16 protein-coding genes are annotated in these 17,823 nt (G+C 53.4%); 8 read left to right on the top strand and 8 right to left on the bottom strand.

Annotated elements, in window-relative coordinates; translation table 11 throughout:
• Positions 1-51: 51 nt before the first annotated feature.
• A complete protein-coding gene (locus ACUY4S_RS20835) occupies positions 52-981 on the top strand; it encodes a DMT family transporter (protein ID WP_312691064.1) in 930 nt (309 codons plus the stop codon).
• A 21-nt stretch (positions 982-1,002) separates the two neighbouring features.
• Here ACUY4S_RS20835 and ACUY4S_RS20830 read toward each other — a convergent pair whose 3' ends face one another.
• Positions 1,003-1,644: a LysM-like peptidoglycan-binding domain-containing protein gene (locus tag ACUY4S_RS20830; RefSeq protein WP_458021780.1), complete on the bottom strand. Its 642-nt coding sequence runs from the start codon at positions 1,642-1,644 to the stop codon at positions 1,003-1,005.
• 265 nt (positions 1,645-1,909) lie between these two features.
• Here ACUY4S_RS20830 and bamJ point away from each other — a divergent pair, with 265 nt between their 5' ends.
• Both bamJ and cycA read left to right on the top strand, forming a co-directional pair.
• Positions 1,910-2,530: a BamJ family beta-barrel-assembly machinery protein gene (gene bamJ, locus ACUY4S_RS20825; RefSeq protein ID WP_312691066.1), complete on the top strand. Its 621-nt coding sequence runs from the start codon at positions 1,910-1,912 to the stop codon at positions 2,528-2,530.
• Between the two features lie 301 nt (positions 2,531-2,831).
• Positions 2,832-4,247, top strand: a complete 1,416-nt coding sequence (cycA, locus tag ACUY4S_RS20820) for a D-serine/D-alanine/glycine transporter (protein WP_312691067.1) — start codon at positions 2,832-2,834, stop codon at positions 4,245-4,247.
• A gap of 57 nt (positions 4,248-4,304) precedes the next feature.
• Here the strand turns inward: cycA and ytfE are convergent, their stop codons facing one another.
• Positions 4,305-4,970, bottom strand: a complete 666-nt coding sequence (ytfE, locus tag ACUY4S_RS20815; RefSeq protein ID WP_458021764.1) for an iron-sulfur cluster repair protein YtfE — start codon at positions 4,968-4,970, stop codon at positions 4,305-4,307.
• Between the two features lie 272 nt (positions 4,971-5,242).
• On the opposite strand from ytfE, the gene ACUY4S_RS20810 reads away from it, so the two are divergent.
• Both ACUY4S_RS20810 and ACUY4S_RS20805 read left to right on the top strand, forming a co-directional pair.
• On the top strand, positions 5,243-6,898 hold the full coding sequence (locus tag ACUY4S_RS20810) for a methyl-accepting chemotaxis protein (RefSeq protein WP_312691069.1): 1,656 nt from the start codon (positions 5,243-5,245) through the stop codon (positions 6,896-6,898).
• Between the two features lie 241 nt (positions 6,899-7,139).
• Positions 7,140-8,789: a methyl-accepting chemotaxis protein gene (locus ACUY4S_RS20805; RefSeq protein ID WP_312691070.1), complete on the top strand. Its 1,650-nt coding sequence runs from the start codon at positions 7,140-7,142 to the stop codon at positions 8,787-8,789.
• A gap of 90 nt (positions 8,790-8,879) precedes the next feature.
• Here ACUY4S_RS20805 and ACUY4S_RS20800 read toward each other — a convergent pair whose 3' ends face one another.
• The 3 genes from ACUY4S_RS20800 to ACUY4S_RS20790 all read right to left on the bottom strand — a co-directional run bounded on the left by ACUY4S_RS20800 (position 8,880) and on the right by ACUY4S_RS20790 (position 11,679).
• On the bottom strand, positions 8,880-9,848 hold the full coding sequence (locus ACUY4S_RS20800) for a DMT family transporter (protein WP_312691071.1): 969 nt from the start codon (positions 9,846-9,848) through the stop codon (positions 8,880-8,882).
• 75 nt (positions 9,849-9,923) lie between these two features.
• A complete protein-coding gene (locus tag ACUY4S_RS20795) occupies positions 9,924-10,748 on the bottom strand; it encodes an AraC family transcriptional regulator (RefSeq protein ID WP_458021763.1) in 825 nt (274 codons plus the stop codon).
• A gap of 82 nt (positions 10,749-10,830) precedes the next feature.
• Positions 10,831-11,679: an SDR family oxidoreductase gene (locus ACUY4S_RS20790; RefSeq protein WP_458021762.1), complete on the bottom strand. Its 849-nt coding sequence runs from the start codon at positions 11,677-11,679 to the stop codon at positions 10,831-10,833.
• An 85-nt stretch (positions 11,680-11,764) separates the two neighbouring features.
• Here ACUY4S_RS20790 and ACUY4S_RS20785 point away from each other — a divergent pair, with 85 nt between their 5' ends.
• A complete protein-coding gene (locus tag ACUY4S_RS20785; protein WP_312691074.1) occupies positions 11,765-12,160 on the top strand; it encodes a winged helix-turn-helix transcriptional regulator in 396 nt (131 codons plus the stop codon).
• A 76-nt stretch (positions 12,161-12,236) separates the two neighbouring features.
• Here ACUY4S_RS20785 and cpdB read toward each other — a convergent pair whose 3' ends face one another.
• Complete coding sequence (gene cpdB, locus ACUY4S_RS20780; RefSeq protein ID WP_312691075.1) at positions 12,237-14,180, bottom strand: 2',3'-cyclic-nucleotide 2'-phosphodiesterase; 1,944 nt, start codon at positions 14,178-14,180, stop codon at positions 12,237-12,239.
• Between the two features lie 192 nt (positions 14,181-14,372).
• Here cpdB and cysQ point away from each other — a divergent pair, with 192 nt between their 5' ends.
• Positions 14,373-15,113, top strand: a complete 741-nt coding sequence (gene cysQ, locus ACUY4S_RS20775) for a 3'(2'),5'-bisphosphate nucleotidase CysQ (protein WP_312691076.1) — start codon at positions 14,373-14,375, stop codon at positions 15,111-15,113.
• Here cysQ and ACUY4S_RS20770 read toward each other — a convergent pair.
• Positions 15,103-15,660, bottom strand: a complete 558-nt coding sequence (locus ACUY4S_RS20770; protein ID WP_458021761.1) for a YtfJ family protein — start codon at positions 15,658-15,660, stop codon at positions 15,103-15,105. The genes cysQ and ACUY4S_RS20770 overlap by 11 nt on opposite strands.
• A gap of 324 nt (positions 15,661-15,984) precedes the next feature.
• Here ACUY4S_RS20770 and ACUY4S_RS20765 point away from each other — a divergent pair, with 324 nt between their 5' ends.
• Entirely contained in the window at positions 15,985-16,191 is a 207-nt protein-coding gene (locus ACUY4S_RS20765) for a DUF1107 domain-containing protein (RefSeq protein ID WP_028016471.1), read from the top strand.
• 75 nt (positions 16,192-16,266) lie between these two features.
• Here ACUY4S_RS20765 and paeA read toward each other — a convergent pair whose 3' ends face one another.
• Positions 16,267-17,601 (bottom strand): polyamine export protein PaeA, encoded by a 1,335-nt coding sequence (gene paeA / locus ACUY4S_RS20760; RefSeq protein WP_312691078.1) that lies wholly within the window; start codon positions 17,599-17,601, stop codon positions 16,267-16,269.
• Between the last annotated feature and the right edge of the window lie 222 nt (positions 17,602-17,823).

Raw genomic sequence — 17,823 nt, 5'->3', positions numbered from 1 at the left:
TCGCATTCTTCGATAATAAATTGAAACGCAATTTTATTTCTGAGATTTGCCATGGACACCGCTTTACCCACTCCGGTTTTTGCCCGCCGAAATGTTGCTTATGCCTGCGCTACGCTTTGTTGCCTGCTTTGGGGAAGCTCTTATCCCGCCATTAAAAGCGGTTATGAACTGTTTCACATCGGCACTGATGACATCCCCTCAAAAGTGGTCTTTGCAGGCTACCGTTTTCTCTTTGCTGGCGTTTTACTGCTGTTGTTCGCGCTGGCACAGCGTAAACCTGTCGGCAGACTGACAGCCGCACAGTTTGGACAACTGTCGATTCTGGGGCTGACGCAAACGACACTCCAGTACACCTTCTTTTATATCGGTCTTGCTTATACGACTGGCGTAAACGGCTCGATCATGAACGCGACCGGGACATTTTTCAGCGTTCTGTTAGCGCACTTTATCTACCAGAACGACAAACTGAGCTATAACAAAACGCTGGGCTGTGTGCTGGGCTTTGTCGGCGTATTGCTGGTGAATTTCCACAGTGGTTTAAGCGATTTTGTTTTTGTCTGGCAGGGTGATGGTTTTATTGTGCTGGCGGCGTTTATCCTCTCTGCGGCCACGTTGTATGGCAAACGTATTTCCCAGACTGTTGATCCTACGGTGATGACAGGCTGGCAGCTGGCAATGGGCGGCCTGGCGCTGCTGGCCGGAGGATATCTGACGGGAGGCACGCTGGAAGTGCATAGCGTAAGTGCGGTGGCGCTGCTAGGCTATCTGACGTTGCTGTCGTCCGTTGCCTTCGCGCTATGGAGCATGTTACTGAAAGTGAATCGCGTCAGTATGATTGCACCGTTCAACTTTGTGATCCCCGTTGCTGGCAGCGTACTATCCGCCATTTTTCTCGGTGAGAATATCATGGATATCAAATATGCCGTGGCGCTGGTGCTGGTTTGCTCAGGGATTTGGTGGGTCAATAAGCGCGCCGGGTAGGGAAATTACCCGGCGGCGGATTTAACGTGCGCGAATAAACGATCCATCCAACTGGCGGGTAAACAGTACTGACTGGCCGCCCGTTTCAATGGTTAACCCGGTAACCACACCGTTGGCGTTCTGGCGGATTTTCACCATCTGGCCGCTCTGCAAGCTGCTCAGCGGTTTACCCTCTCCCTCTACTTTCGCCATGGCGTATACATCGGTCGGCGGCAAATTATGGTCGCGGAATAACTGCGCCAGTGTTTTTCCCTCTTCAACACGGTATGTGCGCCACTGTTGTTCAATACCGGAAGCGGCCACCGGCCGGTTTTGCGCCGGGGCGGTTTGCTGCTGAACCGGCTGCTGCTGTTGCAACGCGTCCTCCGCGCTCGGTGTGCTCTGTTGCGGTTCGCTCACAACCTGCGGCGGAGTGGGTTGCACGGGGGGCGTTTGGGTTTGTGAGGCTGTGGGGAAATTGAGTTGCGCATCCCGCGCGCCAGAGGAAGGGGCCGGCGCGTTATTATCGTTCGTCGATGGCAACAGAAAACCGATCACCACCAGTAAAGCAGCGAGGATCACACCACGGCGGTGCATAGGCGGGAGCGGGTCCATAAGGCGAAAATGGTCCGGGGCGTGCCAGATTTTCGCCAGCGTAGGTTTCAGTTCAAAGCGCCCGGGCATGGCTTTCCTCCTGCTCCGCGTCATTTAATATCCTGTCTTGTTGAAGTATATACACTTTATCATTTAAGCGTGGCTTCCCTTGTGCATAACTGCCTGATCACGGGCACAAAACGTGAATATCGCAAGGGCAAATCGGGAATTATCTTACTTCCGCTATTCTTTTCCTTTCCCTGCGATTTGTCATCTTTCCTGCGACAACGTTTTACCCCGTGCAGCGCGACTGTTATGCTGCGCGCTACTTTAAAAAGTGATGAAAGGAAAACCCATGACAACCCCAACTTTTGACACGATCGAAGCGCAAGCCAGCTACGGCATTGGTTTGCAGGTAGGACAGCAGCTGAGCGAATCCGGGTTAGAGGGGCTGTTACCGGAAGCGCTGGTTGCCGGTATCGCCGACGCGCTGGCGGGTAAACAACCTGCCGTGCCGGTTGACGTTGTTCATCGTGCCCTGCGTGAAATCCACGAGCGCGCCGATGCTGTTCGTCGTTCGCGTTTTGAAGAGATGGCGGCAGAAGGGGTGAAATACCTCGACGAGAACCGCGACCGTGAAGGTGTAAACAGCACCGAGTCCGGTCTGCAGTTCCGTGTGATCACCCAGGGTGAAGGCGCGATCCCGGCGCGTACCGATCGCGTTCGTGTGCATTACACCGGTAAGCTTATCGACGGCACCGTGTTCGATAGCTCCGTTGCCCGCGGCGAACCGGCTGAATTCCCGGTCAATGGCGTTATTGCAGGCTGGATTGAAGCGCTGACGCTGATGCCGGTTGGCTCCAAATGGGAACTGACTATCCCGCACAATCTCGCTTATGGCGAGCGTGGCGCTGGCGCATCTATTCCGCCGTTCAGCACGCTGGTTTTCGAAGTGGAACTGCTGGAAATCCTGTAATTCCCCGCGTGAATACCTCTCTCCGTCAGGGGAGAGGTTACGCCACAGCGCTGATCGTTTGTTAATAAAACTATTATCAATATATTATCTTGCAAACTGCACAATCGCGTGTATTTTTGTGAGCTGTTTCGCGTTAAGTAAGTGATATGACACTCACTTTAAACAAATATTTAACATTGATTTTATTTCTGAGTATTCATCCCGCCGATTCTTACCTAATATCGTTGCGTCCTGCAAAGGGCGGAACACGCAGATAAAAAAGGCCAGCAGAGCCCCAACACAACACAGACAGGAATTAAACATGGTAGATCAGGTTAAAGTCGCGGCCGACGAACAGGCTCCGGCTGAACAGTCGCTACGGCGCAATCTTACAAACCGGCATATCCAGCTTATTGCAATCGGCGGCGCTATCGGCACCGGGCTGTTTATGGGCTCGGGCAAAACGATCAGCCTCGCGGGTCCGTCGATCATTTTCGTTTATATGATCATCGGCTTTATGTTGTTCTTCGTTATGCGGGCAATGGGTGAGCTGTTGCTGTCAAACCTCGAATACAAATCCTTTAGCGACTTCGCCGCCGACCTGTTGGGGCCGTGGGCGGGGTACTTCACTGGCTGGACGTACTGGTTCTGCTGGGTAGTGACCGGCATGGCGGATGTAGTAGCCATTACCGCGTATGCGCAGTTCTGGTTCCCACATCTCTCCGACTGGGTTGCCGCGCTGGCGGTGGTCTTCGTGCTGCTGAGCCTTAATCTTGCGACGGTGAAAATGTTCGGCGAGATGGAATTCTGGTTCGCGATGATCAAAATTGTCGCGATTGTAGCGCTGATCATCGTCGGGGTGGTGATGGTGCTAATGCACTTTACCTCGCCAACAGGCGTTCAGGCGTCGTTTGCGCACCTGTGGAATGATGGCGGCTGGTTCCCGAAAGGCATCAGTGGCTTCTTTGCTGGTTTCCAGATAGCGGTCTTTGCCTTTGTGGGTATTGAACTGGTGGGTACCACGGCGGCGGAAACAAAAGATCCTGAAAAATCTCTTCCGCGCGCGATTAACTCAATTCCGGTGCGCATTATCATGTTTTATGTGTTTGCGCTGATTGTGATCATGTCGGTGACGCCGTGGAGCTCGGTCGTGCCGGATAAAAGCCCGTTCGTTGAGCTGTTTGTGCTGGTGGGTATCCCGGCGGCGGCCAGCATCATTAACTTTGTGGTGCTGACGTCTGCGGCCTCATCGGCCAATAGCGGCGTGTTCTCCACCAGTCGTATGCTGTTTGGCCTGGCACAGGATGGCGTAGCGCCAAAATCGTTCGGCAAACTCTCTAAGCGCGCTGTTCCGGCAAAAGGGCTGACCTTCTCCTGTATCTGCCTGCTTGGCGGTGTCGCGATACTGTATGTTAATCCTAGCGCCATCGCGGCCTTTACCATGATCACCACCGTGTCGGCGATCCTGTTTATGTTTGTCTGGACGATTATCCTTTGCTCTTATCTCGTGTATCGCAAAAAACGTCCGCATCTGCATGAGCAATCGATCTACAAAATGCCGCTGGGCAAGGTGATGTGCTGGGTGTGCATGGCCTTCTTTGTGTTTGTACTGGTACTGTTGACGCTGGAAGCGGATACACGCCAGGCGCTGATTGTGACGCCGTTGTGGTTTGTCGTGCTGGGCGCAGGCTGGCTGTATGCCGGTAAAAAGCGTCTGGCGGCGAACCGTCAGCCATAAAAAAGAGCCGCGTGGCGGCTCTAAACTTCCATGGTTCAAGGGCGCTCTCGGGCGCCTTTATTTTTCGCCTGCGAGGGCACGCGGGAACAGGTTGTTATTTTCCAGACTGATGTGTTCCATCAGGTCATCTATCAATGTATTGATGCCGTTGTACATGGCTTTCCAGGTGGTGCAGGCTTCTGGCGGCGGCGTCACATTGTCAGTAATGTGCTTGATGACTTCCAGCAGTTCACCCGCTTCGTCATGTTCGCTCTCCATCACGCTGATCGGCCCCATCGCCTGCGAACCCATGCCCTGTTTAATCATCGGGAACAGGATCTGCTCCTCTTTCATCATATGGCTGGAGAGTTCCTGGTGCAGCATAGTCAGGTATTTGGTTAACCCGCGCGGCACATTGGGTTTGTCGGCATGGACGCGTTCGACTTTAGTGGCTTGCAGGATCAGCTCCGGTAACTGCTCACGGTGGCGATCGTGGTAGCGCACGACAATGTGGTCAATGATTTCCGCCAGCCCTGCAACGCGCCAGTCTTTTTCAATCGGCTGTTCTGCCAGCTTTGCCAGCTCCGACTCGATAACCTCAATATCCAGCTCTTTACGGGCCGCAGAGCGCCCCAGCGTTTGTTTACCGCCGCAGCAGTAATCCATGTCGTATTTACGGAACAAAGCCGAGGCGCGGGGGATAGAGAGCGCCAGCTCACCCAGGGGTTGATCGCGGAAAGCCATAGCAGTTACCTCATCATGGAATTATAAGATGCATTTTAAATGCATCTTATAATGGAGGATATACCCCTTCCGGGGGATCCTGAAGGGCCTTATGCTTTTCTTACGCAAAAACAGTGACATTCATCACAAAAATTCTTTCGAATTTAACATGTTGAATACAGATGATATTTCTGGAAAGTTTTGGATAGGGCCAACGTGCAGGATTAAACAACTTTGCCCCGCTGCCGATACCCAGTCTTCAGACAATATCCTGCACAGAACAAAGGCCTCCGATGTTTAAACGTATCAAAGTTATAACTTTATTAATCATGGTATTACTCGTACTGGGTGCCATGCAATTGATCTCAGCGGGTGTATTTATCAGCGCCCTCAATAATGATAAAAACAACTTCACGGTTTCTCAGGTTTCCAGCCAGAACGTTTCTGAATTTACCGATGCCTGGATCAGCCTGAACCAGGCGCGCGTGACGCTGAACCGCGGCATGCTGCGTCTGCAAAGCAGCACCGCCAGCCAGATTAATGGTGGGCAACTCAGCGAGCTGGCTAACAATGCCACCGCACTGCTGAACTCCGCACAGAAGCATTTCGATAAGTACAAAACAATTCCGGAAACGCCAGGGCTTGATAAGAACCTGTCGCAGGATCTGGAAACCCAATACGGTGTCTACCACGCCACGCTGACTGAAATGAATCGCCTGCTGTTAGCCGGTAAGCTGGAAGATATGTTCCGTCAGAATGCGGAATCGAAACAGGTAGCCATGCAGAAAAGCTATCGCGCATGGCGCGATGCGCAAACGCAGCTCGCCAACGAAGGCGTGGCGCAAAATGAGCGCGATTACGTGCGCATTATGTGGATCCTCGGCACCGTGATGGTCGTGGTGCTGATGGTGATCGTGATGAGCTGGATGGCGATGCAGCGTGTACTGCTGAAACCGCTACATGAAATTATGGCCCACATTCGTCATATTGCTGGCGGCGATTTGACGCATAGCATTAACGCGGAAGGTAAAAACGAGATGGCGCTGCTGGCGCAAAACGTGCAGGAGATGCAGCAGTCACTGGTGCAGACCGTCAGTGTAGTGCGTGACGGCGCGGACACCATTTATACCGGTGCCGGTGAAATCTCAGCGGGCAGCAATGATCTCTCCTCCCGTACGGAACAGCAGGCGGCATCGCTGGAAGAGACCGCAGCCAGCATGGAACAGTTGACCGCCACGGTGAAACAGAACGCAGACAACGCGCGTCAGGCAACACAACTGGCGTTAACGGCCTCCGGTACTGCGAAGAAAGGCGGTGAAGTGGTTGACGGCGTGGTACGTACGATGGACGAAATCGCGACCAGCTCCAGTAAAATCGCCCAGATCACCAACGTGATCGACGGTATTGCCTTCCAGACCAACATCCTGGCGCTGAACGCGGCCGTTGAAGCGGCCCGTGCGGGTGAACAGGGTCGTGGCTTCGCGGTGGTTGCCGGGGAAGTTCGTACTCTGGCGCAGCGCAGTGCGCAGGCGGCGAAAGAGATCAAGGGACTGATTGAAGACTCTGGCAGCCGTGTTGATGCAGGGGCTGCACTGGTACATGAAGCGGGTGAAACGATGGCGGAAATCGTCAGCGCGGTAACACGAGTAACGGACATTATGGGTGAGATCTCCTCCGCATCTGATGAGCAGAGCCGTGGCATTGACCAGGTTGGCCAGGCCGTTGCAGAGATGGATCGTGTTACCCAGCAGAACGCCTCGCTGGTTGAAGAGTCTGCTGCTGCTGCCGCGGCGCTGGAAGAGCAGGCAGCCCGCCTGAACGAAACCGTGGCGGTGTTTAAAGTGAATCGCTCTCGTAACGCGAAAACCACGCTGCTGCGACCGCAGGAGAGCAAACCGAAAGCGAAAGCGGCAGAAGGGTTTAGCGAGGCAAATTGGGAAACATTCTGATCCCTGCTTATTCCCTTTGTATTAACCCGGCCTTGTGCCGGGTTTTTTATTTTACCCCGTCAATTCATTTTCATTATTAATATATTAAACAAACACATTCTTTATGATTATTTATTTTATTTCAGCTTTGCCGCTTATGGCGAATTAATTAATTATTCGTGCTTTGTGAAGTAAATAATTAAACGATATGGCCGATAACGGGGAGGTGAAAGTCAATGGACGTTAATAAAAGGGAATAAATATGTTTAAAAGAATAAAGGTGATGTATTTGCTGGTCATGGTGCTGGCCAGTCTGGGTACGCTTCAATTTCTTACTTTAGGTTTATCAATCAGTGCGCTGAATAATGATAAACAGAATTTTATGATATCGAAGGCAATGAATGGCAATGTCATTTCATTTACGGATGCCTGGATAAAGGTGAACCTGGCGCGGGTGGACATTAACCGCGGCCTGCTCCGGTTACAAAGTACGGATGACAGTCAATTAGATGATGCGAGTCTCGAGGAACTGCATAATTCGGCGTCGCTCCTGCTTCAGGAATCTGACCAACATTTTCGCCATTTTACCTCTCTGGAAGAAACACCGGGTATGGATCCTGCCTTATCCCGCAATATGGAAAAGGCGTTTGAGCGTTATTTTTCCTCGCTCACTGAAATGAACCGACTGCTGGTAAAAGGTGATGTGGCTGGCATGTTGCATCAGGGCGCGCAAGAAAAACAAGCGTTGACGCAGCAGCTTTACCAGCAATGGCGTAATGCGGAGGAAAAACTGGCGGCTGCCGGGGTTAAAGAGAATGAGAGCGGCTACCAGCGCATGTTATGGATCATGGCGCTGGTGTTATCGCTGGTGCTGGTTGTGGTGGTTTCAAGCTGGGTGTTTATCAAAGAAGTATTGATAAAACCGCTACGTGTGGTGATGGAGCATATTCGTTATATCGCCGCTGGCGATTTAACCCATGATATTGCCGCCGATGGCGAAAACGAAATTGCGCTGCTGGCAAAAAATGTGCAGGAGATGCAACAGTCGCTGATGAAAACGGTCAGCGAGGTACGCGATGGTGCGAACACTATCTATACCGGCGCTGGCGAAATCTCGGCAGGCAGCAATGACCTCTCTTCCCGAACGGAGCAACAAGCCGCTTCGCTGGAAGAGACCGCCGCCAGTATGGAACAGTTAACCGCAACCGTGAAACGCAATGCTGACAATGCCCGCGAGGCAACGCAACTGGCGCAAAATGCCTCCGGTACGGCTCAAAAAGGGGGACAAGTTGTAGACGACGTGGTGCGCACGATGGACGAAATCGCCACCAGTTCCAGCAAAATCGCTCAGATTACCAACGTGATCGATGGTATTGCCTTCCAGACCAACATCCTGGCGCTGAATGCCGCTGTCGAAGCGGCCCGTGCCGGCGAGCAGGGGCGCGGTTTTGCCGTTGTGGCCGGAGAGGTGCGCACTCTGGCGCAGCGCAGTGCCGAGGCGGCGAAAGAGATCAAAACGTTAATTGAAGACTCCGGGAGCCGTGTGAGTGCGGGTGCGGCGCTGGTGCATGAAGCCGGGGAAACCATGGCGGAAATTGTAAATGCGGTATCGCATGTCACCGATATCATGAGTGAAATTTCTTCCGCATCTGATGAACAGAGTCGCGGCATTGATCAGGTGGCGTTGGCGGTTTCTGAAATGGATCAGGTCACTCAGCAGAATGCCTCGCTGGTTGAGGAATCTGCCGCAGCGGCGGCAGCGCTGGAAGACCAGGCGGCGCGGCTCAATAAGGCGGTTTCGGTGTTTAAAGTAAGCCGCTCGCGCGCATTATCGGTGTTACCAACCGAAAGCCCGCTATCTGCTTTGCCAGGTCAGGCGGATAGCAGCGACAGTAGTTGGGAAAAATTCTGATGTCTCTCTTGCCTGCCGCCACTGCCGATACGAGTAGCGGCAGGTGTGCAGGCAGAGCAGCATGGGTAGCAAACGTTCGCCGCGCCAGCGTTATGCCGTCTCGTTCAGCGGGGTAACGCTGGCTTTTTTCGGCTTCGACAATACGGCCATCACCACGCCTCCCACCAACAACACAATGCCGCCGAGTGTCAGTAACGGTGGCATGCTCTGGCGCAGCAGGAAGGTATAAAGCAGACCGGCGAGGGTTTCAAAGACAATCAGCGGGCCGACTATCACCGTCGGTAACCGCTGACAGGCAATGTTCCAGCACAATGCACCCACCCATGAGCAGAGCACGGCAATCGCAAACATCAGACCGATAAACACCAGCGGGCGTGGACCAAAAGGTAGAACAAAATCGGGCTGCTGATGTGCGAGCCACGCGCCGGCGGCAAAGTAACCGACTAGCGACACCGGCAGTGTGACCAGTGCTTGTGCTGTGGCCCACATCATCGGGTTCTTATTCGGGTTTTCCCGCAGCCAGCGGGCATTACGCAGCGCATACCAGGCCCAGCACGCCACCGAGATAAAGGCCAGCGCTATACCAGAGCCGTACCGCCACCAGCTAAAGTCCGGCAAGCCATGCTGCAGTTCGGCAATATTCACGCAGCCCAGGCCTGACGCAATGCAGACCAGCGCCGGTGCCAGCCGTCGCCATGACAGTTTACCGTCGCGCTGGCTGTACAGCAGGTTGGCGCATATCGGGATCACCACCGGCAGGGTGGCAATAATCATGGTCGACACTGGCGCGCCTGTGCGCTGAATGGCGCTCGCCAGGCAGACGTAATAAATCAGATTGCCCATCATGGTCAGCCCCAATGCAGTGACCCAGTCGCTGCGGGTCAATTGCCGTAGCCGTGCCCGACCCAGCCAGGCCAGCGGCAGCGCAATCAACCCTAATGCCAGATAGCGTCCGGTCGACTGCAATATGGCGGGGTAGTCCGGCACAATCAGCGGCCCGACAAAAATCAGCCCCCATAACAGCCCGGCAAGCAGGGCATACAACACACCACTAATCATCTTTCCGTCCATTTTCCTTGCGTTCAACGTCAGTGTAGGAAAGTGCAGGGGGAGAATATTGTATGAGATTGCGCATTAACGGCGCGTGACCTGTTTTTGGTAACGCACCGGGGTAATGCCGTAACGCCGGGTAAACGTGCGAGTAAGATGTGACTGGTCGGTTAAACCGGTCACGGCGGCGACATCGGCGGCAGGCATGCCCTGAGTGAGAAAGGCCTTGGCACGCCACAGACGGATGGCCATCAGCATTTGATGCGGAGTGACATGAAAATGTGCCTTAAACTGACGCTGAAAATGATAAGGACTGAGCGCGGCTACGTTCGCCAGCTCATCCAGCGTCAGGCTGTGCATGTAGTTGTCATGCAGGTAGTCGCGTACCCGATCAAAGCGGTGTGCGCCTTCGGGTAATTGCGGCGCATGGTGTGCCAGCGGGCGAAAAGTATCGATCAGATCCAGCAGAATACCTTGTTGCGCCAGCGGGTCGTCGGTATGCCAGAGGTTGTGGATCTGCGTGCAAATCTGGCGGGTGCGCCGGGGATCGTGGCGGGTAACATCGCTGAACCACCACTGGCGGATACCGGTGATCTGTTCCAGCAAATCCGGCTCAAGATAAACCATGCGATAGCGCCAGCCGTCTGCGGTTTCCGCCTCGCCGGTGTGCAGCTCATCAGGATTCATGGTGACAACGGAATTCATCGCCGCGACGTGCTGCGTGCCGCGATAGCGAAAACGTTCGGCTCCGGCTTCGATGGCGCCAATGCCAAACGCTTCATGGGTGTGCGGTTCGAAAGCGTAACGGGAGATATGCGCGTGGTAAAGTTCCACACCCGGCAACAGCGCCAGATGGCGAAAGCGGGCGCAATCTTTCTCATCGTTAAACTGTTCTGGTACACCTTCCACTTGGGTTCCTCCGCGCGGGCCATCTCTCCATTATTAGGGATGGCCCGGCGGGAGGCTACAAAAATTAACCAGTTTGTAACCTTTACAGGATGGCTTTAACGCTATCGGCAATCGGCGTAGTCGGGCGACCAATCAGGGTGCTCAGCGTTTTGCTGTCGTCAAACAGGCCGCCTTTTGCTGCACCGGCGTCGGAATCGGCCAGTAGGTTAGCGAAGCCGTCCGGCAGGCCGACCTCTTTCAGCGCGGCGGCAAAATCGGCCTCGCTCAGGTTCTGGTAGACCACCGTTTTGCCACTGGCTTTACTCAGCAGGGCCGCCAGCTCGCTCAACGTCCAGCCATCATCACCGGCCAGTTCATAGACGTTACCTGCATGCCCCTCTTCGCTGATCACGCGCGCTGCAGCAGCGGCATAATCGGCGCGGGTCGCAGAAGCGATTTTCCCATCGCCTGCCGCACCAATAAACACTCCATGCGCCAGCGCTGCAGGGGCGCTGGCAAGGTAGTTCTCGCTGTACCAGCCGTTGCGCAGCAGTGCGTAAGGAATGCCGGATCCCGCCAGCATTTTTTCGGTTTCGACATGTTCAACATGCAGGCCGAGCGGTGATTTATCCGCATGCAGGAGGCTGGTATAGGCAATAAACTTCACCCCGGCCGCTTTGGCGGCAGTGATCACGTTGCGATGCTGGGTGGCGCGTTGGCCGACTTCGCTACTGGAGATCAGCAGCAGTTTGTCGACGCCTGCGAGGGCCTGGGTGAGTGCCGCCTGGTCGCCGTAATCAGCCTGGCGAACGAGCAGACCTTGTTTATTCAGCGTTTCAGCTTTGGCCGGATTACGAACGATAGCGACAATTTCTTTTGCTGCCACGGTTTTCAACAGTGCTTCTACCACAAACTGGCCGAGTTGGCCGGTAGCGCCGGTAAGTGCGATCATGAGTATTCTCCTGACGTGTTCGGTAAGTGTTGTGGTAAGCTAACACCTTAACTAACTTTTAGTAAGTACGTACAAAAAGGTAAGTATGAAAACCCCTTCCCGAACGTTAAGTGAACAAGTGCGCGACGGCAATCTGTTCGCCGAACAGTGCCCCTCGCGCGACGTACTGAAACATGTGACCAGCCGCTGGGGCGTGTTGATTCTGGTTGCGCTGCGCGATGGCACCCATCGTTTTAGCGATCTGCGTCGCAAGATGGGCGGCGTCAGTGAAAAGATGTTGTCACAGAGCCTGCAGTGGCTGGAACAGGATGGTTTTATCAACCGCGTGGCTTATCCGGTGGTGCCGCCACATGTGGAGTATAGCCTGACCCCGTCAGGGGAGCAGGTGAGTGAGAAAGTCGCCGCGCTGGCGGACTGGATAGAAGTCAATATTCCGCAGGTGCTGGCACACCATGCGCTGCATGCTGACCGGTCCGTGTAAGCACGTCGCAGTCGCTCGGCTTGCCGGGGGATCAGGCCGGATACGCACCCGCGTTATCCGGCCATTTTCCCTGCAGTTACTGGCTTAAATCGACTTTATAAATAGCGAAACCGATCTCATCATTGCCCACCTTTTCCATTGGGTAGCGGGCTTTCTCTTTGATAAATGCCGCCGCTTTGTCTGTTGGCGCAGTTTCAAAGCGAATATCCAGCTTGCTATGGGTGTGGATGGGAGCCAGTCGCCAGTTGTTATCCGCCGCAGGGTGGATTTCCCCCGCACGTTTTGATTCATCACTAATCCATTTCGCCAGTACCGCGCGGTTTTCATCCGGCGAGGCAAAGGCGATATGGCTGTCGCCAGTACCGGCAAATTTACCGCCGTAGGCGCGGTAATTATTGGTGGCCACCAGGAACTGCGCATTCGGATCGATGGGCTTGCCGTTAAACGTCAGGTTTTTAATACGCTCTGCCTGCGGGTTAATGCTCTGGCACTCACCGTCGTAGCGCGCCGGTTGCGTGACATCAATTTGATAATTCACACCGTCAATAACATCAAAGTTATAGGTACGGAAACCCTCCCAGTTCAGCAGGCTTTGCGGTTTGTCGCTGTTGGGATCAATTTGGTTGAACTGGCCCGCAGAACACTCCAGCCACTCTTTTACCTCTTTTCCGCTCGCTTTGACGACGACCAGCGTGTTGGGATAAAGGTAAAGATCGGCCGCGTTTCGGAAGGTTAATTGGCCTTTTTCCACTTCCACAAAGCTGGCGGGATCGTTTTTACGGCCACCGGCTTTAAACGGGGCGGCTGCCGACAATACCGGCAGTTTCGCCAGGTCCGGATCGCCCTGAATAAAGTGCTCAACGTAGGCTTTTTGCGCGTTGTTCACCACCTGAACGGTCGGGTCATCCTGTACCAGCGACAGGTAGCTGTACATGTTGTCTGCCGATTTACCGATAGGTTTACCGACAAACTCGCGGGTAGCGTCATGATCGTGTTTCAGTATCGCCACCAGTTTGCTGTCTTCGCCGACCAGCGCTTTTTTCGCTGCTGTGTCATAAATGGGGCGCGCTTCGGCTTTCGAGTCGGTGACCTGCCATTTCCCGGCATCATTATTCAGTACCAGATCGACGACCCCCAGATGATCGCCCCACATGCCAGGCATCACAGAAGGGACGCCATTCAGCGTGCCTTTGCTGATATCGGCGCCTTTAATGGACGCAAACTCCTTGCCGGGGAAAACCGCATGGGCGTGGCCGAAGAGGATGGCATCCACGCCGGGGACTTCACTAAGGTAATAAACAGAGTTTTCCGCCATAGCCTGGTAAGGCTCAGCAGATAACCCGGAGTGCGCCACCACCACGACCAGATCGGCACCTTTGGCACGCATTTCTGGCACATATTTGCGTGCGGTTTCAGTAATGTCGTTAACCGTCACTTTGCCGTTCAGGTTGGCTTTATCCCAGACCATGATTTGTGGCGGCACAAAACCGATATAACCAATGCGTAAGGTGTGCGTCTTGCCGTCTTTATCCTGAACAGCGGTTTCTTTAATCAGATATGGCGTGAATAGCGGCTTTTTGCTTTTGGCATCAATAATATTGGCGTTGACGTAGGGGAATTTCGCCCCCGCCAGCGCACTATGCAGGTAATCAAGGCCGTAGTTGAATTCGTGGTTACCCAAATTACCAACGGCGTAATCCAGCGTATTCATTGCCTTATAAACAGGATGAACCTGCCCGGCTTTCAGCCCTTTTGCCGCCATATAGTCACCGAGCGGGCTGCCCTGGATTAAGTCGCCATTATCGACCAGCACGCTGTTTTTGACTTCTTGGCGGGCGGCGTTGATCAGGCTGGCGGTACGCACCAGGCCAAATTTTTCCGTCGCCGAGTCTTTGTAGTAATCAAAATCCATCATGTTGCTATGCAGATCAGTGGTTTCCAGTATCCGTAAATCCACCGTTGCAGCTTGCACGCTTGCCGCGATCAGCGTGGCAAGAAGCGTTACACTAAACTTAATCATCAGAGGCATCCTTTTTTCGATCTGGGCCACAAAAGAAATTGTTATGTACATTTTGTTGCTTACAGAATTGTGAATACTGCCATAAAAGTGAGCGAAGAAAACGCAATCGCTATCACAGATGGCAGATCCGGGCGCAATACGATATAAGTAAAACAACGAGTTACAAACCACTGAACAGACAAGAGGTGGATAATGTTAGATGCAATTTGCCAGCTCGCGCGTGACGCGGGCGACGCCATTATGCAGGTTTACGAGGGGCACAAGCCGATGGATGTCACCAGCAAAGTGGACGACTCCCCCGTGACGGCGGCGGATATTGCGGCGCATGAGGTCATCGTGCGTGGGTTGCAGGCGCTAACGCCGGAAATTCCGGTATTGTCGGAAGAAGATCCGCCAGCCTGGGAGATCCGCCAGGCCTGGCAACGCTACTGGCTGGTCGATCCGCTGGATGGCACCAAAGAGTTTATTAAGCGTAACGGCGAATTTACCGTCAATATCGCGCTGATTGAAAACGGTAAACCGGTAATGGGCGTAGTTTACGCGCCGGTGCTGAAGGTGATGTATTTCGCTGGCGGCGGCAAAGCCTGGAAAGATGAGGCGGGCAATCGGCAGGCCATTCAGGTGCGCGATGCGCGGCCGCCGCTGGTGGTAGTGAGTCGATCACATGCGGACGACGAACTGAGGGAGTATTTACACCAGTTGGGCGAGCATCAGACCACCGCGATTGGCTCGTCGCTGAAATTCTGTCTGGTGGCGGAAGGGAAGGCGCAACTCTACCCCCGCTTTGGGCCTACCAACGTCTGGGATACGGCGGCAGGCCATGCAGTGGCGGCAGCTGCCGGGGCCCATGTGCATGACTGGCAGGGGCGCACGCTGGATTACACCCCGCGTGAATCCTTCCTGAACCCCGGCTTCCGCGTCTCTATTTATTAAGCAGTTTGTGCAGCAGGGCGATGACCTGCTGCACCTCTTGCTGGCTCAGGCCGCCATCTTTTGCGTATTCAACCCGTCCCTCTTTATCCAGCACGACAATTGCCGAGCTCTCTTCTTCCAGTTGCCAGGCTTTGCGCGCGACACCGTCGCTATCGACAATAAATTGTGACCACGGATAGAGCTTCTTATTGCTCTCAATGCTGCTGCGCACAAACATGGCGCTGCCGGGAATGGCGTCGTCAGTATTAATGATAGTGGTGGTCTGGTAGCGGTCGTGAGGCAGCCCGGCTGATTTAATCGCTTCTATCAGCGCTGCATTCTTCTCTTTGGCAGAGGTCCGACCGGCAATATGCTGCACAACCCGCACTTTGCCAGGAAGCTGGGCGCTATTCCATTTTTTATAGCTAAACTTGTCGTTATCAAGAATCAATTCCCCTCTGTCGGCTATGCCCACAGGCGGCACGCGTTGGTTGGTTTGGAAATTATGTGCCGAAGCAACCAGCGGCAGTAACAGGCATGTCGCTGCCAGTATCTTACGTAGGGTCATGGTGTTTCCTTGTTGTTATGCAGGTGATCCGACCACTTGAGCGGTCGATTTAATCATAAGTGCGATCAATCTGTTTTTCCCGCAATCAGGATGCCAGTTTGCGGGCGAACGCACATATCCGTGAAAAAACGTGGATTTATACTGCGTAGAGAAAAGTGCTGAAAAGAAAATTCTGAATAATTGTCATCAAAAGGTAAATAAAGTTATTCACACTATGTATGAGTGAGGTTCTGAACTATAGTCATTGAGCATTAAATTTGCGCTCATCAACGCTGGTCCGATTGTGGTACCGCAAGGGCGTAATGCTTTACAGGAGATACAAGAATGAAAATTTTCCAGCGTTACAACCCACTTCAGGTGGCCAAGTACGTTAAGATCCTGTTTCGTGGACGGTTGTATATCAAGGACGTTGGGGCTTTCGAGTTCGACAAGGGTAAGATCCTTGTGCCGAAGGTCAAAGACAAGCAGCATTTATCTGTGATGTCTGAAGTTAACCGTCAGGTTTTGCGCTTGCAAACCGAGATGGCGTAATCCGTAGTGCTATGCAGTAGTTCAAGTACGATAAAAAAACGGCCCCGATGGGGCCGTTGATATTTCTGCGCAACGTTACGCTGCGCCTTGCTCTTTCGCATCCGGCAGCTTCGGCGTCAGTACTGCCGCACGCGTATCAACGCGGGTAACCAGCAACTGATCAATCCGGTAGTTATCAATGTCTACCACTTCAAATTTATAGCCAGAGAACTTCACCGCATCGGTGCGCTTCGGGATTTTGCGCAGCATGAACATCATAAATCCGCCGATGGTTTCATAGTTACCAGACTGCGGGAATTCATCGATATCCAGTACACGCATAACGTCGTCAATCGGCGTGCCGCCGTCGATCAGCCATGAGTTTTCATCACGCGCCACGATCATCTCTTCGACCTGGCCGACCAGGTCGCCCATTAGCGTCGTCATCACGTCGTTGAGGGTGATCACACCCACCACCAGCGCGTATTCGTTCATGATAACGGCGAAATCCTCCCCGGCGGTTTTGAAGCTTTCCAGCGCCTCGGAGAGGGTTAAGGTGTCCGGCACGATCAGCGTATTACGGATTTGCACACCGCTATTTAACGCCATACTCTGATTTGCCAGCACGCGGTTCAGCAGATCTTTCGAATCCACATAACCCACAATGTGGTCAATATCATCTTTACAGACGAGGAACTTCGAATGCGGATGTTCGGCGACTTTGTTCTTCAGGCTCTGCTCATCTTCATGCAGATCGAACCAAATCACGTTCTCGCGCGACGTCATCGACGACGGCACAGTGCGTGATTCCAGCTCAAACACGTTCTCAATCAGCTCATGTTCCTGTTTACGCAACACGCCTGCCAGCGCGCCGGCTTCCACCACGGCATAAATATCGTCTGAAGTAATATCGTCTTTGCGCGCCATCGGCAGTTTAAAAATGCGGAAGATGACATTGGCAAGGCCATTAAAGAACCAGACCAGCGGGCGGAAGATAAATAAACAGAAGCGCATCGGGTTGATGATACGCAAAGCCACGGCTTCAGGCGCAATCATACCGATGCGTTTCGGTGTCAGGTCGGCAAACAGGATGAACAACCCGGTCACCAGCGAGAAAGAGATAATGAAACTGAGCTGTTCAGCAAGCTCCGGGGAGACAACGTTGATCAGGATGCTGTGGAAGACCGGTGAGAAGGCCGCGTCGCCGACGATACCGCCAAGGATTGCAACGGCATTAAGACCGATTTGTACCACGGTAAAGAACATACCGGGCGTTTCCTGCATTTTCAGAACACGTTGCGCATTGATGTTGCCTTCATCCGCCAGCAACTTGAGTTTGATTTTTCGCGATGCGGCAAGCGATATCTCCGATAACGAGAAAAACGCACTTACTGCGATCAGACAGAGTATGACTAAGATACTGTTTAACATAATTTATCCAGCTATTAACCGGATCCTCGGAAGGGTTTTTTGAATATCCATGTGGTAAACACACTGAAAGCCTGACCGAAGCGGTGGGCAGGCAATTTCGCCGTTAGTATAGCGTAAGCCTGTTACAGCCTGCCAGAGGTGTAAGCATTATGTTACGGCGATAAAAAAGCACACTTTGTGAGGGGATATAGATGCAGATGCGATTTGCCCGCCGCCAGGCCA

The organism is Kosakonia beeri (assembly GCF_054165705.1).
The sequence above is the reverse complement of the archived record's forward strand: the minus strand, read 5'-3'. Positions and strand labels throughout refer to the sequence as shown.

Excerpts from the sequence above, each read along its gene's own strand:
- ACUY4S_RS20835 (WP_312691064.1), top strand. The coding sequence starts at position 52 with ATGGACACCGCTTTACCCACTCCGGTTTTTGCCCGCCGAAATGTTGCT.
- ACUY4S_RS20830 (WP_458021780.1), bottom strand. The coding sequence starts at position 1,644 with ATGCCCGGGCGCTTTGAACTGAAACCTACGCTGGCGAAAATCTGGCAC.
- bamJ (WP_312691066.1), top strand. The coding sequence starts at position 1,910 with ATGACAACCCCAACTTTTGACACGATCGAAGCGCAAGCCAGCTACGGC.
- cycA (WP_312691067.1), top strand. The coding sequence starts at position 2,832 with ATGGTAGATCAGGTTAAAGTCGCGGCCGACGAACAGGCTCCGGCTGAA.
- ytfE (WP_458021764.1), bottom strand. The coding sequence starts at position 4,970 with ATGGCTTTCCGCGATCAACCCCTGGGTGAGCTGGCGCTCTCTATCCCC.
- ACUY4S_RS20810 (WP_312691069.1), top strand. The coding sequence starts at position 5,243 with ATGTTTAAACGTATCAAAGTTATAACTTTATTAATCATGGTATTACTC.
- ACUY4S_RS20805 (WP_312691070.1), top strand. The coding sequence starts at position 7,140 with ATGTTTAAAAGAATAAAGGTGATGTATTTGCTGGTCATGGTGCTGGCC.
- ACUY4S_RS20800 (WP_312691071.1), bottom strand. The coding sequence starts at position 9,848 with ATGATTAGTGGTGTGTTGTATGCCCTGCTTGCCGGGCTGTTATGGGGG.
- ACUY4S_RS20790 (WP_458021762.1), bottom strand. The coding sequence starts at position 11,679 with ATGATCGCACTTACCGGCGCTACCGGCCAACTCGGCCAGTTTGTGGTA.
- ACUY4S_RS20785 (WP_312691074.1), top strand. The coding sequence starts at position 11,765 with ATGAAAACCCCTTCCCGAACGTTAAGTGAACAAGTGCGCGACGGCAAT.
- cpdB (WP_312691075.1), bottom strand. The coding sequence starts at position 14,180 with ATGATTAAGTTTAGTGTAACGCTTCTTGCCACGCTGATCGCGGCAAGC.
- cysQ (WP_312691076.1), top strand. The coding sequence starts at position 14,373 with ATGTTAGATGCAATTTGCCAGCTCGCGCGTGACGCGGGCGACGCCATT.
- ACUY4S_RS20770 (WP_458021761.1), bottom strand. The coding sequence starts at position 15,660 with ATGACCCTACGTAAGATACTGGCAGCGACATGCCTGTTACTGCCGCTG.
- ACUY4S_RS20765 (WP_028016471.1), top strand. The coding sequence starts at position 15,985 with ATGAAAATTTTCCAGCGTTACAACCCACTTCAGGTGGCCAAGTACGTT.
- paeA (WP_312691078.1), bottom strand. The coding sequence starts at position 17,601 with ATGTTAAACAGTATCTTAGTCATACTCTGTCTGATCGCAGTAAGTGCG.